13 protein-coding genes, 6 tRNA genes and 1 other RNA gene are annotated in these 14,542 nt (G+C 56.1%); 8 read left to right on the forward strand and 12 right to left on the reverse strand.

Annotated elements, in window-relative coordinates; genetic code table 11:
* Window positions 1-923, forward strand: a 923-nt coding sequence (ligA, locus tag CKF42_RS15195) for an NAD-dependent DNA ligase LigA (RefSeq protein ID WP_111208555.1), incomplete at its 5' end; no start/stop codon positions are given.
* A gap of 1 nt (window position 924) precedes the next feature.
* Window positions 925-1,143 carry a DUF3820 family protein gene (locus tag CKF42_RS15200; protein ID WP_111208556.1) on the forward strand — a complete coding sequence of 73 codons (219 nt, stop codon included), beginning with the start codon at window positions 925-927 and terminating at the stop codon, window positions 1,141-1,143.
* 28 nt (window positions 1,144-1,171) lie between these two features.
* Here the strand turns inward: CKF42_RS15200 and CKF42_RS15205 are convergent, their stop codons facing one another.
* Window positions 1,172-2,182 (reverse strand): bile acid:sodium symporter family protein, encoded by a 1,011-nt coding sequence (locus CKF42_RS15205; protein WP_111208557.1) that lies wholly within the window; start codon window positions 2,180-2,182, stop codon window positions 1,172-1,174.
* A gap of 95 nt (window positions 2,183-2,277) precedes the next feature.
* Between CKF42_RS15205 and CKF42_RS15210 the strand changes: the two genes are divergently transcribed.
* Window positions 2,278-3,198 carry a LysR family transcriptional regulator gene (locus CKF42_RS15210; RefSeq protein ID WP_058957427.1) on the forward strand — a complete coding sequence of 307 codons (921 nt, stop codon included), beginning with the start codon at window positions 2,278-2,280 and terminating at the stop codon, window positions 3,196-3,198.
* Here the strand turns inward: CKF42_RS15210 and CKF42_RS15215 are convergent.
* The 6 genes from CKF42_RS15215 to CKF42_RS15240 form a co-directional block, all read right to left on the reverse strand.
* Entirely contained in the window at window positions 3,195-3,548 is a 354-nt protein-coding gene (locus CKF42_RS15215; protein ID WP_111208558.1) for a FlxA-like family protein, read from the reverse strand. The two genes, CKF42_RS15210 and CKF42_RS15215, sit on opposite strands and share 4 nt — an antisense overlap.
* 235 nt (window positions 3,549-3,783) lie before the next feature.
* A non-coding RNA gene (locus CKF42_RS15220) (RtT sRNA) lies at window positions 3,784-3,917 on the reverse strand.
* A 43-nt stretch (window positions 3,918-3,960) separates the two neighbouring features.
* Window positions 3,961-4,036, reverse strand: a tRNA-Lys gene (locus CKF42_RS15225).
* 4 nt (window positions 4,037-4,040) lie between these two features.
* Window positions 4,041-4,116, reverse strand: a tRNA-Val gene (locus tag CKF42_RS15230).
* Between the two features lie 34 nt (window positions 4,117-4,150).
* Window positions 4,151-4,226, reverse strand: a tRNA-Val gene (locus tag CKF42_RS15235).
* A gap of 40 nt (window positions 4,227-4,266) precedes the next feature.
* A tRNA-Val gene (locus tag CKF42_RS15240) sits at window positions 4,267-4,342 on the reverse strand.
* Window positions 4,343-4,613: 271 nt separating this feature from the next.
* Between CKF42_RS15240 and gltX the strand changes: the two genes are divergently transcribed.
* On the forward strand, window positions 4,614-6,029 hold the full coding sequence (gltX, locus tag CKF42_RS15250) for a glutamate--tRNA ligase (protein WP_111208560.1): 1,416 nt from the start codon (window positions 4,614-4,616) through the stop codon (window positions 6,027-6,029).
* A gap of 35 nt (window positions 6,030-6,064) precedes the next feature.
* Here gltX and CKF42_RS15255 read toward each other — a convergent pair whose 3' ends face one another.
* Both CKF42_RS15255 and CKF42_RS15260 read right to left on the reverse strand, forming a co-directional pair.
* Window positions 6,065-6,418 (reverse strand): YfeC-like transcriptional regulator, encoded by a 354-nt coding sequence (locus tag CKF42_RS15255; protein WP_009088863.1) that lies wholly within the window; start codon window positions 6,416-6,418, stop codon window positions 6,065-6,067.
* Window positions 6,419-6,529: 111 nt separating this feature from the next.
* Window positions 6,530-7,318 carry a formate/nitrite transporter family protein gene (locus CKF42_RS15260; RefSeq protein ID WP_009088865.1) on the reverse strand — a complete coding sequence of 263 codons (789 nt, stop codon included), beginning with the start codon at window positions 7,316-7,318 and terminating at the stop codon, window positions 6,530-6,532.
* A gap of 360 nt (window positions 7,319-7,678) precedes the next feature.
* Between CKF42_RS15260 and CKF42_RS15265 the strand changes: the two genes are divergently transcribed.
* Together CKF42_RS15265 and CKF42_RS15270 are read left to right on the forward strand one after the other, a co-directional pair.
* Window positions 7,679-7,754: transfer RNA gene (locus tag CKF42_RS15265), tRNA-Ala, on the forward strand.
* 44 nt (window positions 7,755-7,798) lie between these two features.
* A tRNA-Ala gene (locus CKF42_RS15270) sits at window positions 7,799-7,874 on the forward strand.
* Between the two features lie 281 nt (window positions 7,875-8,155).
* Here the strand turns inward: CKF42_RS15270 and CKF42_RS15275 are convergent.
* Window positions 8,156-9,346, reverse strand: coding sequence for a NupC/NupG family nucleoside CNT transporter (locus CKF42_RS15275; RefSeq protein WP_009088868.1), 1,191 nt, complete (start codon window positions 9,344-9,346; stop codon window positions 8,156-8,158).
* A 369-nt stretch (window positions 9,347-9,715) separates the two neighbouring features.
* Here CKF42_RS15275 and CKF42_RS15280 point away from each other — a divergent pair, with 369 nt between their 5' ends.
* Window positions 9,716-10,957 carry an Nramp family divalent metal transporter gene (locus tag CKF42_RS15280; protein WP_009088870.1) on the forward strand — a complete coding sequence of 414 codons (1,242 nt, stop codon included), beginning with the start codon at window positions 9,716-9,718 and terminating at the stop codon, window positions 10,955-10,957.
* 45 nt (window positions 10,958-11,002) lie between these two features.
* On the opposite strand, the gene CKF42_RS15285 is transcribed toward CKF42_RS15280, so the two are convergent.
* Both CKF42_RS15285 and mgrA read right to left on the reverse strand, forming a co-directional pair.
* Complete coding sequence (locus tag CKF42_RS15285; protein WP_111208561.1) at window positions 11,003-11,407, reverse strand: DUF2502 domain-containing protein; 405 nt, start codon at window positions 11,405-11,407, stop codon at window positions 11,003-11,005.
* Window positions 11,408-11,577: 170 nt separating this feature from the next.
* Window positions 11,578-12,567 (reverse strand): L-glyceraldehyde 3-phosphate reductase, encoded by a 990-nt coding sequence (gene mgrA / locus CKF42_RS15290; protein WP_111208562.1) that lies wholly within the window; start codon window positions 12,565-12,567, stop codon window positions 11,578-11,580.
* A 219-nt stretch (window positions 12,568-12,786) separates the two neighbouring features.
* On the opposite strand from mgrA, the gene ipdC reads away from it, so the two are divergent.
* Window positions 12,787-14,439 carry an indolepyruvate decarboxylase gene (ipdC, locus tag CKF42_RS15295; protein WP_111208563.1) on the forward strand — a complete coding sequence of 551 codons (1,653 nt, stop codon included), beginning with the start codon at window positions 12,787-12,789 and terminating at the stop codon, window positions 14,437-14,439.
* Window positions 14,440-14,542 lie beyond the last annotated feature (103 nt).

Below are 14,542 nucleotides of genomic sequence, written 5' to 3' on the forward strand. Positions count from 1 at the left end.
GGCTGGGACTGCGCATCGGGGACCGGGTCGTGATTCGCCGTGCAGGCGATGTGATCCCGCAGGTCGTGAATGTGGTTACCGCTGAACGTCCTGAAGAGACGCGTGAAGTGGTGTTTCCTGCTCACTGCCCGGTCTGTGGTTCTGAGGTGGAACGGGTAGAAGGCGAATCGGTCACGCGCTGCACCGGCGGTCTGATTTGCGGCGCGCAGCGAAAAGAGGCGCTGAAGCATTTTGTCTCGCGTCGGGCGCTCGATGTCGACGGCATGGGCGATAAGATTATCGACCAGCTGGTGGAGAAAGAGTATGTCTCGACCCCCGCCGATCTCTTCCGTCTCACGGCGGGTAAGCTGACCGGGCTGGATCGCATGGGGCCAAAATCGGCACAGAACGTAGTGGATGCGCTGGAAAAAGCGAAGTCGACGACGCTGGCGCGTTTCCTCTATGCGCTGGGGATCCGTGAAGTGGGCGAAGCCACCGCCGCCAATCTGGCAAACCACTTTGGTGAGCTGCAGAAGGTGATGGATGCCGATCTGGATGCGCTGATTGCCGTGCCGGATGTGGGTAAGGTCGTCGCCGCGCACGTTCGCAACTTTATGGAAGAGGAGAGCAACCGCGAGGTCATCCGCCAGCTGACGGACGATATTGGTGTTCACTGGCCAGCTGTTGTGGTGGTGAAAGCCGAAGAGATTGACAGTCCGTTTGCCGGGAAAACCGTGGTGCTGACCGGTTCGCTGTCGCAGATGAACCGCGACGATGCCAAAGCACAGCTGATCGCGCTGGGAGCTAAAGTCAGCGGCAGCGTGTCGAAGAAAACGGATCTGCTGATTGCCGGTGAAGCGGCGGGTTCCAAGCTGGCGAAAGCGCAGGAGCTGGGCATCGAGGTGATCGATGAAGCTGAAATGATCCGTCTGCTGGGTGCCTGAGATGGATAAGCAACAGCTGGTGGCGATAGCGAATACGGCGATGCCGTTTGGGAAATATAAAGGGCGGATGCTGATCGATCTGCCTGAACCCTACCTGCTGTGGTTTGCCCGCAGTGGCGACTTCCCCTCCGGCCAGCTGGGTGACCTGATGCAGCTCACGCTGACGATAAAAATCGAAGGTCTGGAGGGGCTGGTGAAGCCGCTTCAGACCCGGAAATAACGTGGCCCGCTTTGGCGGGCCATGCAGACTATTTCTGCGACTCCATCACGGAGGTTTTCACCTCTAAAGCCTGCTTTTTCTCACCGCTCTTCTTGTAGCGTCCGGCGATGAACGAACAGACCATCAGCTGAACCTGATGGAAGATCATCAGCGGCAGCACGATAATCCCCACGGTACTGGCCGGGAACAGGATATTTGCCATCGGTACCCCATTCGCCAGACTCTTCTTCGATCCACAAAACAGTACCACAATCTCATCGGCGCGTTTGAAGCGGAACAGGCGCGAAGCCAGCAGGTTGATAATCAGCACGGTGGCCAGCAGCAGAATGGAGCCTGCCACAATCCAGAGCAGGGTAATCACGCCCACGCGATGCCAGATGCCGTTCACCACCGCCTCACTGAAGGCACTGTAGACCACCAGCAGAATCGAGGTCTGGTCAGTTTTGCCAATCAGGCTGCGGTGCTTTTCAACCCAGCCGCCGATCCAGCGGCGTGAAAGATGGCCCAGTATAAACGGCACCATCAGTTGCAGCATAATCTTACCGATCTGCTCCAGACCGTCAGTCGGCGCGCTGCTGTGGATATCCATCACCACATTTACCAGCAACGGGGAGATGAAGACCCCCAGCAGGCTGGATGCCGAGGCGCTGCACACGGCGGCCGCGACGTTACCGCCGGCCATCGAGGTAAATGCGATGGCGGACTGCACGGTGGCAGGCAGGATACAGAGATAGATAAAGCCGGTATAAATTTCCGGACCGACATCAACCGGATGCCACCAGACCAGCAGCATGCCCAGCGCCGGAAAGAGCACAAAGGTGCTGAACATGATCCAGAGATGCAGCTGCCAGTGGCTGCTTCCCGCAATGATCTTCTCTCGCGACAGCTTGGCACCGTGCATAAAGAACAGCAGTGCGATAGCCGCGGTGGCGAGGTAGCTGAAGATATCGACGTAGATCCCTCTGGCAGGCAGGAAGGTGGCCAGCAGTACGGTGATGATGAGCTTAACCATCATCGGATCAAGTTTTAAAAATCCCATTGTTAAAATCCGGTAAATTTTTCAATAGGCCGATTGTGCGGGAATCATTTTTAGAAATAAAATTGATTTATTGCATTAATCTATGAGCGTAATCGATGAATTATACCCTGCGTCAATTGCGGACTTTCATTGCGGTGGCACATTACGGTGGTTTCAGTCAGGCGGGGCAGGCGATAGGCCTGAGCCAGTCGGCGGTGAGTCACAGCATCAAAGAGCTGGAGGCGGAAACTGGCGTGCGGCTGCTGGATCGCACCACGCGCGAGGTGATGCTGACCGAGGCAGGAAAACAGCTGGCATCCCGCATGGAACGTCTGCTGGAGGAGATTAATACTACGCTGCTGGATATCCGCAGTTTTGGCGAACAGCGCAGCGGCACCGTGCGGGTGGCAGCCAGCCAGACGATTTCCGCGCATCTGATGCCTCAGTGTCTGGCGGCCAGCCAGCAGCACTTCCCCGACATTAAAGTGATACTGCACGACCGCGCGCAGCAGTGGGTGCTGCAAAGTGTGCGAAACGCCGAAGTTGATTTTGGCATCGTGATCGGGCCGCTACGCGACAGCGATTTTGACACGATTGCCATTCTGGATGAGCCTTTCTTACTGTTGTGCCGGGATGATGATCCGCTGGCGCGGGTGGACAGGGCGGAATGGTCGATGCTGGATGGGCGCACGCTGGTGTTGCAGGATTATGCATCCGGCAGCCGGGTACTGATTGATGCAGCCATGCAGCAGCAGAATATTCAGGCAGAGGTGGTGCAGGAGATTGGTCATCCTGCCACGCTGTTTCCGATGGTGCAGGTAGGGATTGGTATCAGTATTCTGCCCGCACTGGCATTACCCCTGCCGGCGGATCGCGCGCTCACCGTGCGGCGGCTTTATCCCGAGATCAATCGAAGTCTGACCCTCATTAAACGCAAAAACCGCTCACTGACGCCCGCCGCCGAAGCCATCTGGCAGGAGGTGCGCCAGCAGGCGGCGCTGCTGGCGCAACAGCGGGCCATTACGCCCGCGTTTTAGATATAGACATCGACATTATTTTTGTCAGTCGGGCGGTTAATCCCGTTCGCCTTGCTTTCACTGACCGGGTTAACGCTGTCGCTTTTCTGCTGCGCCTTTTCGGCCTGCTCAGCCTGCTTCTTTTGCAGCTGAGCAATCTGCGCTTCCAGCATGGTGATCTGCGACTGATACATCTGCGCTATTTTAGATTTCTGGTCTTCGTCAAGATCGTGGTTGTCGGCAAGCTCTTTGACTTTTTTCATCACGCTCTGAATCTGTTTATTCAGTGCGGCGATCTGCGAGGCGATACTTCCGCCGCCGCTGTCACTGCCACCTGACATAACTTTTAAAACTCCGGCTATTGAGGACATCATTTTCTCCCTGTAGTTCGTCTATAAGGTTATCGGCGCAGGCAGGAATAACTGAAGTGTCAAAAAAGAGCAGGGGAGTAAAAAAGCAGATTCTTCTTCTGAAAGCCCTTTTCTGAGGGGAGTCGTCATTCAGGCTTAGCCTGGCGCAGTAAAATAAACGTGGCACTCAGGCAGCCAGAATAAGTGAAGGGGGGCAGAAACGAAAAAAGCGCCTTAAAGGCGCTTTTCTCTGCATTGGTGGGTCGTGCAGGATAGCCTCGGCCCATTCCGGGCCTCGCCCTCTGGGTGATGCTGACGCATCAGCCTGAATCGCCTGGCGATTCGGTCGAACCTGCTGCAGGTTCTCATCCTGCACGGGAATGACTGTGCGGCAGAAACGAAAAAAGCGCCTGAAAGGCGCTTTTCTCTGAATTGGTGGGTCGTGCAGGATTCGAACCTGCGACCAATTGATTAAAAGTCAACTGCTCTACCAACTGAGCTAACGACCCGAAGTGGTGGGTGATGACGGGTTCGAACCGCCGACCCCCTCCTTGTAAGGGAGATGCTCTACCAACTGAGCTAATCACCCACTTCGTACTTCAGTAGTGCTAACAGGCAAGATATGGTGGGTGATGACGGGTTCGAACCGCCGACCCCCTCCTTGTAAGGGAGATGCTCTACCAACTGAGCTAATCACCCATATCTTCATACCTGTTCACTGCGGGCACCCTGTTAAGAGTGGTGGGTGATGACGGGTTCGAACCGCCGACCCCCTCCTTGTAAGGGAGATGCTCTACCAACTGAGCTAATCACCCCCGCTGTGTGGAGTCGCATTATAGGGATAGTTGATTTTGAGTCAACGCTTTTTAAAACATAAATGTTCGTTCGGTTTATTTTTAAACATCCTGTCGCGCTTTTAGCCAATATGCTGGTTTTACTGGCAGAAAAGCGCCTTTTCACGGCCGGCAACCGGCTGGCATCCATTGAGGATTCATGGGCAGATGCTAGAATGTGCCCACTGTTTTTCGCGTCTAACCTGTTTTTTGTCATCCAGACAACGAACCCGCGCATCTAAGGCAATACTCAATGAAAATCAAAACACGCTTCGCGCCCAGCCCGACCGGCTACTTACATGTCGGTGGCGCTCGTACCGCACTTTACTCCTGGCTTTTTGCCCGTCATAACCAGGGCGAGTTTGTGCTGCGCATCGAAGACACCGATCTGGAGCGCTCCACGCCGGAAGCCATTGAAGCCATCATGGATGGGATGAACTGGCTGAGCCTCGACTGGAATGAAGGCCCTTACTACCAGACTAAACGTTTTGATCGCTACAACGCGGTCATTGATGAAATGCTGGAAGCGGGCACCGCCTATAAATGCTACTGCTCTAAAGAGCGTCTGGAAGCGCTGCGTGAAGCGCAGATGGCCAATAATGAAAAGCCGCGTTATGACGGCCGCTGCCGTGACAGCCATGAACATCATGCCGAAGATGAGCCCTGCGTCGTGCGCTTCCGCAATCCGCAGGAAGGCTCGGTCATCTTTGACGACCAGATCCGTGGCCCGATTGAGTTCAGCAACCAGGAGCTGGATGACCTGATCATCCGTCGTACCGACGGGTCGCCAACTTACAACTTCTGCGTCGTCGTGGATGACTGGGATATGGGTATCACCCACGTTATTCGCGGTGAAGACCACATCAATAACACGCCACGCCAGATCAACATCCTTAAAGCGATTGGTGCACAGGTTCCGGTCTATGCGCACGTTTCGATGATCCTGGGCGATGACGGTAAAAAACTCTCCAAACGTCACGGTGCGGTAGGGGTTATGCAGTATCGTGATGATGGCTACCTGCCGGAAGCGCTGCTGAACTACCTGGTGCGTCTTGGCTGGTCACACGGCGATCAGGAAATTTTCAGCGTAGCTGAAATGACCGAGCTGTTTACCCTGGATGCGGTCAGCAAGTCTGCCAGTGCGTTCAACACTGAGAAACTGCAGTGGCTGAACCATCACTATATTAACGCGCTGCCGCCTGAATATGTGGCGACCCATCTGCAGTGGCATATTGAACAGCAGAACATTGATACCCGCACCGGCCCGGAACTGGCGAAGCTGGTGGGTCTGCTGGGCGAACGCTGCAAGACGCTGAAAGAGATGGCGGAATCGTGCCGCTACTTCTATGAAGACTTTACCGAATTTGATGCGGATGCCGCGAAGAAACATCTTCGTCCGGTGGCGCGTCAGCCGCTGGAAGTGGTGCGCGATAAGCTGGCCGCAATTGCTGAGTGGAACGCTGAAAACGTGCATCAGGCTATTCAGAGTACGGCAGATGAGCTGGAAGTCGGGATGGGCAAAGTCGGTATGCCGCTGCGTGTTGCGGTGACCGGTGCTGGTCAGTCTCCGGGTCTGGATGTCACCGTGGAGGCGATTGGCCGCAGCCGCAGCGTGGCGCGCATTGAGCAGGCTCTGGCCTTTATCAGTGAGCGGGAAGCGCAGGCTTAATTCACACAGCCGGAAGCATCACGCTTCCGGTTTCTTTACTCCTGGCTGATGCCCAGTCGCTGCAGCACGCCTTTTATCCCTTCACGTAAGATTAACGCAGTGAACTGATCCTGCTCTTCCTGACTCATTTGCTGGACGGAACTTATTAATAACGCAGGTAACGAATTGGCTGCGGCACCGTAGGTTGCCACTGGTTCGTGGAGATTGCGGGTAGACTGTATAAAACTTTTCACACGCTCATCAATATGGATGAGACGCGCTTTGCCGCCTTGCACACCGGGCTTCGGTGTCGTCGTCCAGTTCTCACGCTTAATCCATTTATTCACCGTTTGCCGACTGTAACCCGTTTCTGCAGCCAGCTCTTCGGGAGTAAGCCATTCCTTTTTCACGATGCTATCCCTGTTAAATACATTAGCGGTACATATTACAGCAAAACCTAACGCGTGAAAGTAACTGAAGCAGAAATTGCCTTTTGTCGTTCGACAAAAGGCAAAAGAGGATTATTGCGGGTTGCTGGCAGGTTCAGCGGCAGGACGGAAGGCAAGGAAGTAGGCCAGACCGACGAAGACGGCGCCCCCTACGGCATTGCCTGCAAAGACGGCAACGAAGTTGGGGAAGTATTCCGCCCAGCTCAGCTGACCGGCAAAAATGGCGGCCGGAATAATGAACATGTTCGCGACGACGTGCTGGAAGCCGATGGCCACAAACGCCATGATCGGGAACCACATGCCAAAGATTTTGCCCACCACATCTTTACTGGCAAACGCCAGCCAGACCGCCAGGCAGACCAGCCAGTTGCAGCCGATGCCGGAAATAAAGGCGTGCAGGAAATCGGCGTGAACTTTTGCTGAGGCGATGGCCACGGTCTTCTTCAGATAATCGCCTTCGGTCATGCCCAGGATGTGGCCAAAGAACCAGGCGACAGCCACGCTGCCGAGGAAGTTAGCCAGGGTTACCCAGAACCAGTTGCGCGCCACGCTCATAAAGCTGATGCGACGGGCGAACCAGGCGACAGGCAGGGTCATCATATTACCGGTCAGCAGCTCACCACCGGCCAGTACCGTCAGAATCAACCCGACCGGGAAAACGGCTGCGCCGAGCAGGCCGCCAAAGGAACCCCAGTCTGCAGGCAGGGAGTTAATGACATGAAGATCCAGCAGGAAGCCGGTCGCGATAAACGCGCCCGCCAAAAAGCCGAGAATCAGAAGGATGCTGACAGGCACACGGCTTTTAGCCACGCCTGCCTGGATCGCCAGTTGTGCGATTTCTTTAGGTGTATGCAGCGACATAGTATCTCAGTAGTTTTTTTATGAATAATGGGACGATAAACGCCTGGTGGACGCGCGGCGCGCGGGAGAGGGTCCCGGCATCCGCTAAATTAGCGGGCTAAGTTTTGCATGCGTAAAAGATGAAGACAAGAAAATTCCTATAACATATTTAACCATGAATTAACCTGACCTCAGGGTAAATAACAGCCGTTGTCCCCGTATGAGGTCAGCATCACGGTTTTCCGCTGCGCCATGCTGCTGAAACTTCGCAGGTTGCCGCCTTTTTCAGCGATCAAACCGAGAATGTGATTTTGCCGTTGACACCCCGGGGACGGTTTCATATTATGCCGTCCGTCGCTTAACACGACAGTTTTTCGGTTCGGGGCTATAGCTCAGCTGGGAGAGCGCCTGCATGGCATGCAGGAGGTCAGCGGTTCGATCCCGCTTAGCTCCACCAAACTTCTTCCCAAAAGTTTGGTACTGAAAAATGATTCCAGATGTGGGGGTATAGCTCAGCTGGGAGAGCGCTTGCATGGCATGCAAGAGGTCAGCGGTTCGATCCCGCTTATCTCCACCATTTTCTGACACATCGCTGTCAACATCCTTTCTGTAGTACGTATTCTTCGCCTTTTCTGCGAGTCTCATTTTCTGTTCCTGTTTCTCCCGCTTTGCCCTCGTTAACGCTTACAGCGATCAGGGTTGCTTTACGCCATGCTGCTGCCTCAGCACGGCTGTTAAACGAAGAGAACAGGCCTGAGCAGCCAGGCGGAAGGCGAACGAAGGGGATAAGTTAAAGCGATGCAGGGAAGAGAAGGGTAAAGCAGAAGAGAAGGGCGAGACCGGCTCGCCCTCTGAAACTTAAAACGCCAGCACCAGCCCGGCGATAGCGGCGGAGAGCACGCTGACCAGCGTAGAGCCGTACAGCAGCTTCAGGCCAAAGCGGGAGACCACGTTGCCCTGTTCTTCGTTCAGACCTTTAATCGCACCGGCCACGATGCCGATGGATGAGAAGTTAGCAAACGACACCAGGAACACCGACAGAATACCTTCTGAGTTTGGCGACAGCTGACCCGCAATTTTCTGCAGATCCATCATGGCAACAAACTCATTGGAGACCAGCTTGGTCGCCATAATACTGCCAACCTGCAACGCTTCGCCGGACGGCACGCCCATCATCCACGCAAACGGATAGAAGACAAAGCCAAGCACGCCCTGGAAGGTGACGCCGAAGATGAGGTCAAACAGCGCATTCAGGCCTGAAATCAGCGCGATAAAACCAATCAGCATGGCCGCAACGATAATCGCGACGCGGAAACCCGCCAGAATATATTCACCCAGCATCTCAAAGAAGCTCTGACCCTTATGCAGATCCTGCAACTGGAGGTCTTCTTCGTTCTCAACGCGATAAGGGTTAATCAGCGACAGCACAATGAAGGTGCTGAACATGTTGAGCACCAGCGCCGCGACCACATACTTTGGCTGCAGCATGGTCATGTAGGCACCGACGATAGACATCGAGACGGTCGACATCGCGGTGGCTGCCATGGTGTACATGCGGCGGTTAGACATCTTGCCGAGGATATCTTTATAGGCAATGAAGTTTTCTGACTGTCCCAGAATCAGAGAACTCACGGCGTTGAAAGATTCCAGTTTTCCCATGCCGTTCACTTTCGACAGCACGGTGCCGATACCGCGAATCACCCACGGCAGGATACGGAAATGCTGCAGAATGCCGATCAGCGCAGAGATAAAGACGATAGGGCAGAGGACGTTCAGGAAGAAGAAGGCCAGACCTTTGTCGTTCATGTTGCCAAAGACAAAGTTGGTTCCCTGGGCAGCATACTTCAGCAGATGGTCAAAGAAGCCTGCGAAACCTTTAACGAAGCCCAGTCCCGCTTCTGAGTTCAGGAAGAACCAGGCGAGGACTATTTCAATCACAAGTAGCTGTATGATGTAGCGGATGCGGATGCTTTTACGATCGTGACTGACCAGCAGGGAGAGTATCCCGACCACCACCAGTGCCAGAATAAACTGCAAAATATGGGACATAGTTGCTCCAAATTTGAGGAGGGTTGTATTTTGCTGCGTATTCTATGTAACGCGTTACTTAAAAACGAGATCTGAACCACAATATAAGTATTCGCTATCGCTATATTTTCCAGAAAAGTTTCCGTGATCACGTCCTGTTTACAAATCATTTACCTCTTATAACCACATAATTATTGTCTATATTTTACACAGAGCGTAAAGTGACATGCTTGCTCACATTTTTAGCAGTCACTTCCTTTGCTGTAATGTATAGCAATGGCTATACTTTATAGCAGTATCTATTACACCGATAACAATAAACGAATTTCACTTGCTCATGCCAACCCCTAAGCTGCCGGGGCAGGCACATGTTCAGACAGGGTACCGGATATGTTTGAAAGTCGTACCGCCGAGCGCGCCGCTCGCGGAGTCAGAAAAGTCAAACTCGCACTGCTGGGGCCCGCCTTTATCGCCGCTATCGGCTATATCGATCCGGGCAACTTTGCGACCAATATTCAGGCGGGCGCCGCTTACGGCTATAAGCTGCTGTGGGTCGTGGTGTGGGCAAACGTCATGGCCATGCTGATCCAGCTGATGTCCGCCAAGCTGGGTATCGCCACGGGTAAAAACCTCGCTGAACATATCCGCGATCGTTTTCCCCGGCCCGCCGTCTGGTTCTACTGGGTGCAGGCAGAAATTATCGCGATGGCGACCGACCTGGCGGAGTTTATCGGGGCCGCGCTGGGGTTCAAACTGCTGCTCGGCATCTCGCTGATGCAGGGCGCGGTGCTGACCGGTGTCGCCACGTTCCTGATCCTGATGCTGCAGAGCCGGGGGCAAAAGCCGCTGGAGCTGGTGATAGGAGGACTGCTGCTGTTTGTGGCGGCGGCCTATATCGTCGAACTCTTCTTCTCTCAGCCTGACGTCAAAGAGCTGGTGACCGGGATGGCACTGCCCGCGCTGCCGACATCCGATGCCGTCTTCCTGGCGGCCGGTGTGCTGGGCGCCACCATCATGCCGCACGTCATCTATCTGCACTCTGCCCTGACGCAGGGTAAAAGTGAGGACAGTAAAAGTCAGCGTTACTCCTCGACCAAGCTGGACGTGGCCATTGCCATGACGATTGCCGGATTCGTCAATCTGGCGATGATGGCGACCGCGGCAGCCGCCTTTCACTTCAGCGGTCACAGTAAAATTGCGGAACTCGATCAGGCCTACCTGACGCTGCAACCGCTGCTGGGTCAGGCAGCGGCGACGGTCTTCGGTCTGAGTCTGGTCGCCGCGGGATTATCCTCGACCGTGGTGGGCACCCTGGCGGGACAGGTGGTGATGCAGGGCTTTATCCGCTTCCATATTCCGCTCTGGTTACGCCGCACCATCACCATGCTGCCCTCGTTTATTGTCATCGCGGCAGGCTGGGACCCGACCCGGGTTCTGGTGATGAGTCAGGTGCTGCTGAGTTTCGGGATTGCACTGGCGCTGATCCCGCTGCTGGCTTTTACCGGCAATCGTGAGCTGATGGGGGAGGATATGGTTAACTCCCGCCTGATGCAGAACACCGGCCGCCTGATTGTGCTGCTGGTGATTACGCTGAACCTCTATTTGCTGGTGGGAGAGGCGCTGGGGCTGTAACACGCCTGACTGACAAAAAACGCCCGGTTATGCCGGGCGTTTTGTTTAGTGACGATCGTGGCCGTGCGGGCCAGGTCCGTGAGGCCCGAACCCATGCGGCCCCGGACCACGACGGTCATGATGATCCCAGTCACGATCGCGGCGATGCTGATGTTCCCAGCGACGCTCACGGTCGCGCTCATGCCAGCGACGTTCACGCTCCCACTGCTGATGACGCCGCCACTCTTCGTGGCGCCACCAGCGGCGTTCATTATAAGAATAACGATCGTTCCACCAGCGCGGTTCACGCCAGCGACCGCCATCCCAGTAGTAGCCACGGCGATCGCGGTCACCCAGGTTCAGGGTTACGCCGGGGGCCAGTGTAATAGAGGCTCCAGAGGCCTGGGCGGTCTGGTGTGCCAGTGGCGACAACAGGGCCAGCAGGGCAGCAAATATCAGGGCTTTTTTCATTTTTTTCTCCTCATCAACAGTCTGATGCTGTTGCGGCGCAGTCTGTGCCTGCGGATTGCTGTTGTTACCCTATCATTGTGTCGGAAGATTGTGAGGAAATTGGGGAGAGAAAGGGGATTGAGACAATTCTGGCCCTGAAACTGCCCGGTCAGCACCGGGCAGGGCAGGCTTCACATCAGGGCCGCGTCAATGGCTGCCAGCTCGTCATCGCTGAATTCACGGCGGGCCAGCATCGCCACGGCATCATCAATCTGCGCCGTTTTACTGGCACCAATCAGTACCGAGGTGACGCGCTCATCGCGCAGCACCCACGCCAGCGCCATCTGCGCCAGCTTCTGCCCGCGCTGCTGCGCCAGAGTATTCAGCCTGCGCACCCGCGCCATTTTCTCCTCCGTCAGCTGGTTCTCATCCAGGAAGCGGCTGCCGCTGGCCACACGTGAATCGGCCGGGATGCCCTGCAGATAGCGATCGGTGAGGACACCACCCGCCAGTGGGGAAAAGGCGATACAGCCGACGCCCGCCTCGCCGAGCGTCTGAATAAGTCCCTGCTCCGGTGTGCGTTCAAACATCGAATAGCGCGGCTGGTGGATCAGACAGGGCGTGCCGAGATCGCGCAGGATCGCTATCGCGTCAGCCGCGAGCCCGGCCGGATAGTTCGAGAGGGCGGCGTAGAGCGCTTTGCCCTGACGCACCACATGATCCAGCGCGCGCATCGTCTCCTCCAGCGGGGTGTCCGGATCGGGGCGGTGATGATAGAAAATATCCACATACTCCAGTCCCATTCGTTTCAGGCTCTGGTCCAGACTGGCGACCAGATACTTACGCGATCCCCAGTCGCCATAAGGCCCCTGCCACATGGTGTAACCCGCTTTAGTGGAGATAATAAGCTCATCGCGATGCGCCCGAAAATCTTCCCGCAGAAGCCGACCGAAGTTCTCCTCTGCCGAGCCGGGCGGCGGACCATAGTTATTCGCTAAGTCGAAGTGCGTAATGCCATGGTCAAAGGCATGGCGCAGCAGTTCACGGCTGTTATCGACGCGGGTGCTGTCACCAAAGTTATGCCACAGCCCCAGCGAAATGGCGGGCAGCTTAATGCCGCTGCGGCCGCTGCGCCGGTATTCCATCTGCTGATAACGGTCGGGATGGGGGAAAGAGGACATTCAGCGCTCCTGAGTAAAAACGGGAAGATGTGCCAAAAGTCTATCAGTGTATACGGTTACACTTAGTGGCAATGCGCACCAGTTCGCAATTTTACAGAATATTCCGCCAGCGTAACGCCCGCTTTCCGCACATTGCGGCGGCTGAAAGCCACCCCTTTTCTCGCTAATTTCAACGGCTGTCAGATACTTAAGCCGACTCTTCCCTGAAAGGAATGCGCGATGTCTACATTTACCGTTGGCGATTACCTGCTAAGCCGTCTGCAGGAGATTGGTATAGAGCATCTGTTTGGTGTGCCGGGCGACTATAACCTCCAGTTTCTTGATCGGGTCATTGCCCATCCCACCCTCAGCTGGGTGGGGTGCGCCAATGAACTTAACGCAGCCTATGCGGCGGATGGTTATGCGCGCTGCAACGGCGCAGGGGCACTACTGACCACCTTTGGTGTCGGCGAGCTGAGCGCAATCAACGGCGTCGCAGGCAGCTATGCTGAATATCTGCCGATCATCCACATCGTGGGTGCGCCAGCGACAGGCGCACAGTCGCAGGGTGACTGCGTTCACCATTCGCTGGGCGATGGCGATTTTCAGCATTTTATTCGTATGGCCGGGGAGGTCAGCGCCGCAACCGCCCGGCTTACCGCGGACAACGCCACGGCTGAGATTGACCGGGTGATAACCCATGCGCTGCAGGCTCGTCGTCCGGGTTATCTTTCGCTGGCGGTTGACGTCGCGGCGACGGAAGTCCCGCCGCCCGCCCGGCCGCTGACTATCCGGCAAACCTCTTCGCCCGACGTCCGCCGTGCTTTCCGCGCAGCGGCGGAGCGGATGCTGGCTTCGGCGCAGCGCGTGTCACTGCTGGCGGATTTCCTTGCGCTGCGCTGGCAGCAGCAGGCGGCACTGGCCGCGCTGCGTGAACAGCGTGCGATACCCTGCGCCACGCTGCTGATGGGTAAAGGCGTACTGGATGAACAGCAGCCGGGTTACGTCGGCACCTATGCCGGTGAGGCGAGCGCCGGAGAGGTGCGTGAACAGATTGAGCAGGTGGACGTGGCGATCTGCGTCGGCGTCCGTTTTACCGATACGATCACCGCGGGCTTCACGCAGCAGTTCGCCCCGGAGAAATGTATTGACCTGCAGCCGCACAGCGCCCGCGCAGGCTCGGAACAGTTTGCGCCGCTGTCGATGGCCGATGCGTTAAGCGAGCTCCAGTCGCTGTTCGCGCAATATGGGCAGCAGTGGCAGAGTGGTGACACGCCCACCGTCGCGCAGCCCGAAGCGCCAGCGGCGATCATCAGTCAGCAGGCGTTCTGGCAGGCCATGCAGTCATTCCTGCAACCCGGCGACCTGATTCTGGCCGAACAGGGGACGGCAGCCTTTGGTGCAGCGGCCCTGCGACTGCCTTCACAGGCACAGCTGGTGGTGCAGCCATTGTGGGGCTCGATCGGCTATACTCTCCCGGCAGCCTTTGGCGCGCAGACGGCCGCGCCGGATCGCCGGGTTATCCTGATCATCGGTGACGGCTCGGCGCAGCTGACCATTCAGGAACTGGGCTCAATGCTGCGCGACCAACAGTCGCTGATTATCTTTCTGCTGAATAATGAAGGTTATACCGTCGAAAGAGCGATTCACGGCGCAACTCAGCGTTATAATGATATTGCACAGTGGAACTGGACCGCCTTACCGCACGCTTTCAGCCTGCAGGGCCAGGCGCAGAGCTGGCGCATCAGTGAAACGGTGCAGTTAAACGAGGTGATGGCGCGGCTCTCACGGCCTCAATGGCTGTCGCTGGTTGAGGTGGTGATGCCGAAAGACGATCTGCCGCCGCTGTTACGAAAAGTCACGGCCTGCCTGAATCAACGCAACGGCGGCTAAGATTCAGATAGTTGCCGCTGTGCAGGGTTGACTATCGCGGTTAGGCTGTAGCACACCTGAGTAAGACGCTCACCAATCGCACCGGTGAGCGTTGTTGTTTTAT

The organism is Pantoea sp. ARC270, from assembly GCF_003236725.1.
Lineage (GTDB): Bacteria > Pseudomonadota > Gammaproteobacteria > Enterobacterales > Enterobacteriaceae > Pantoea > Pantoea anthophila.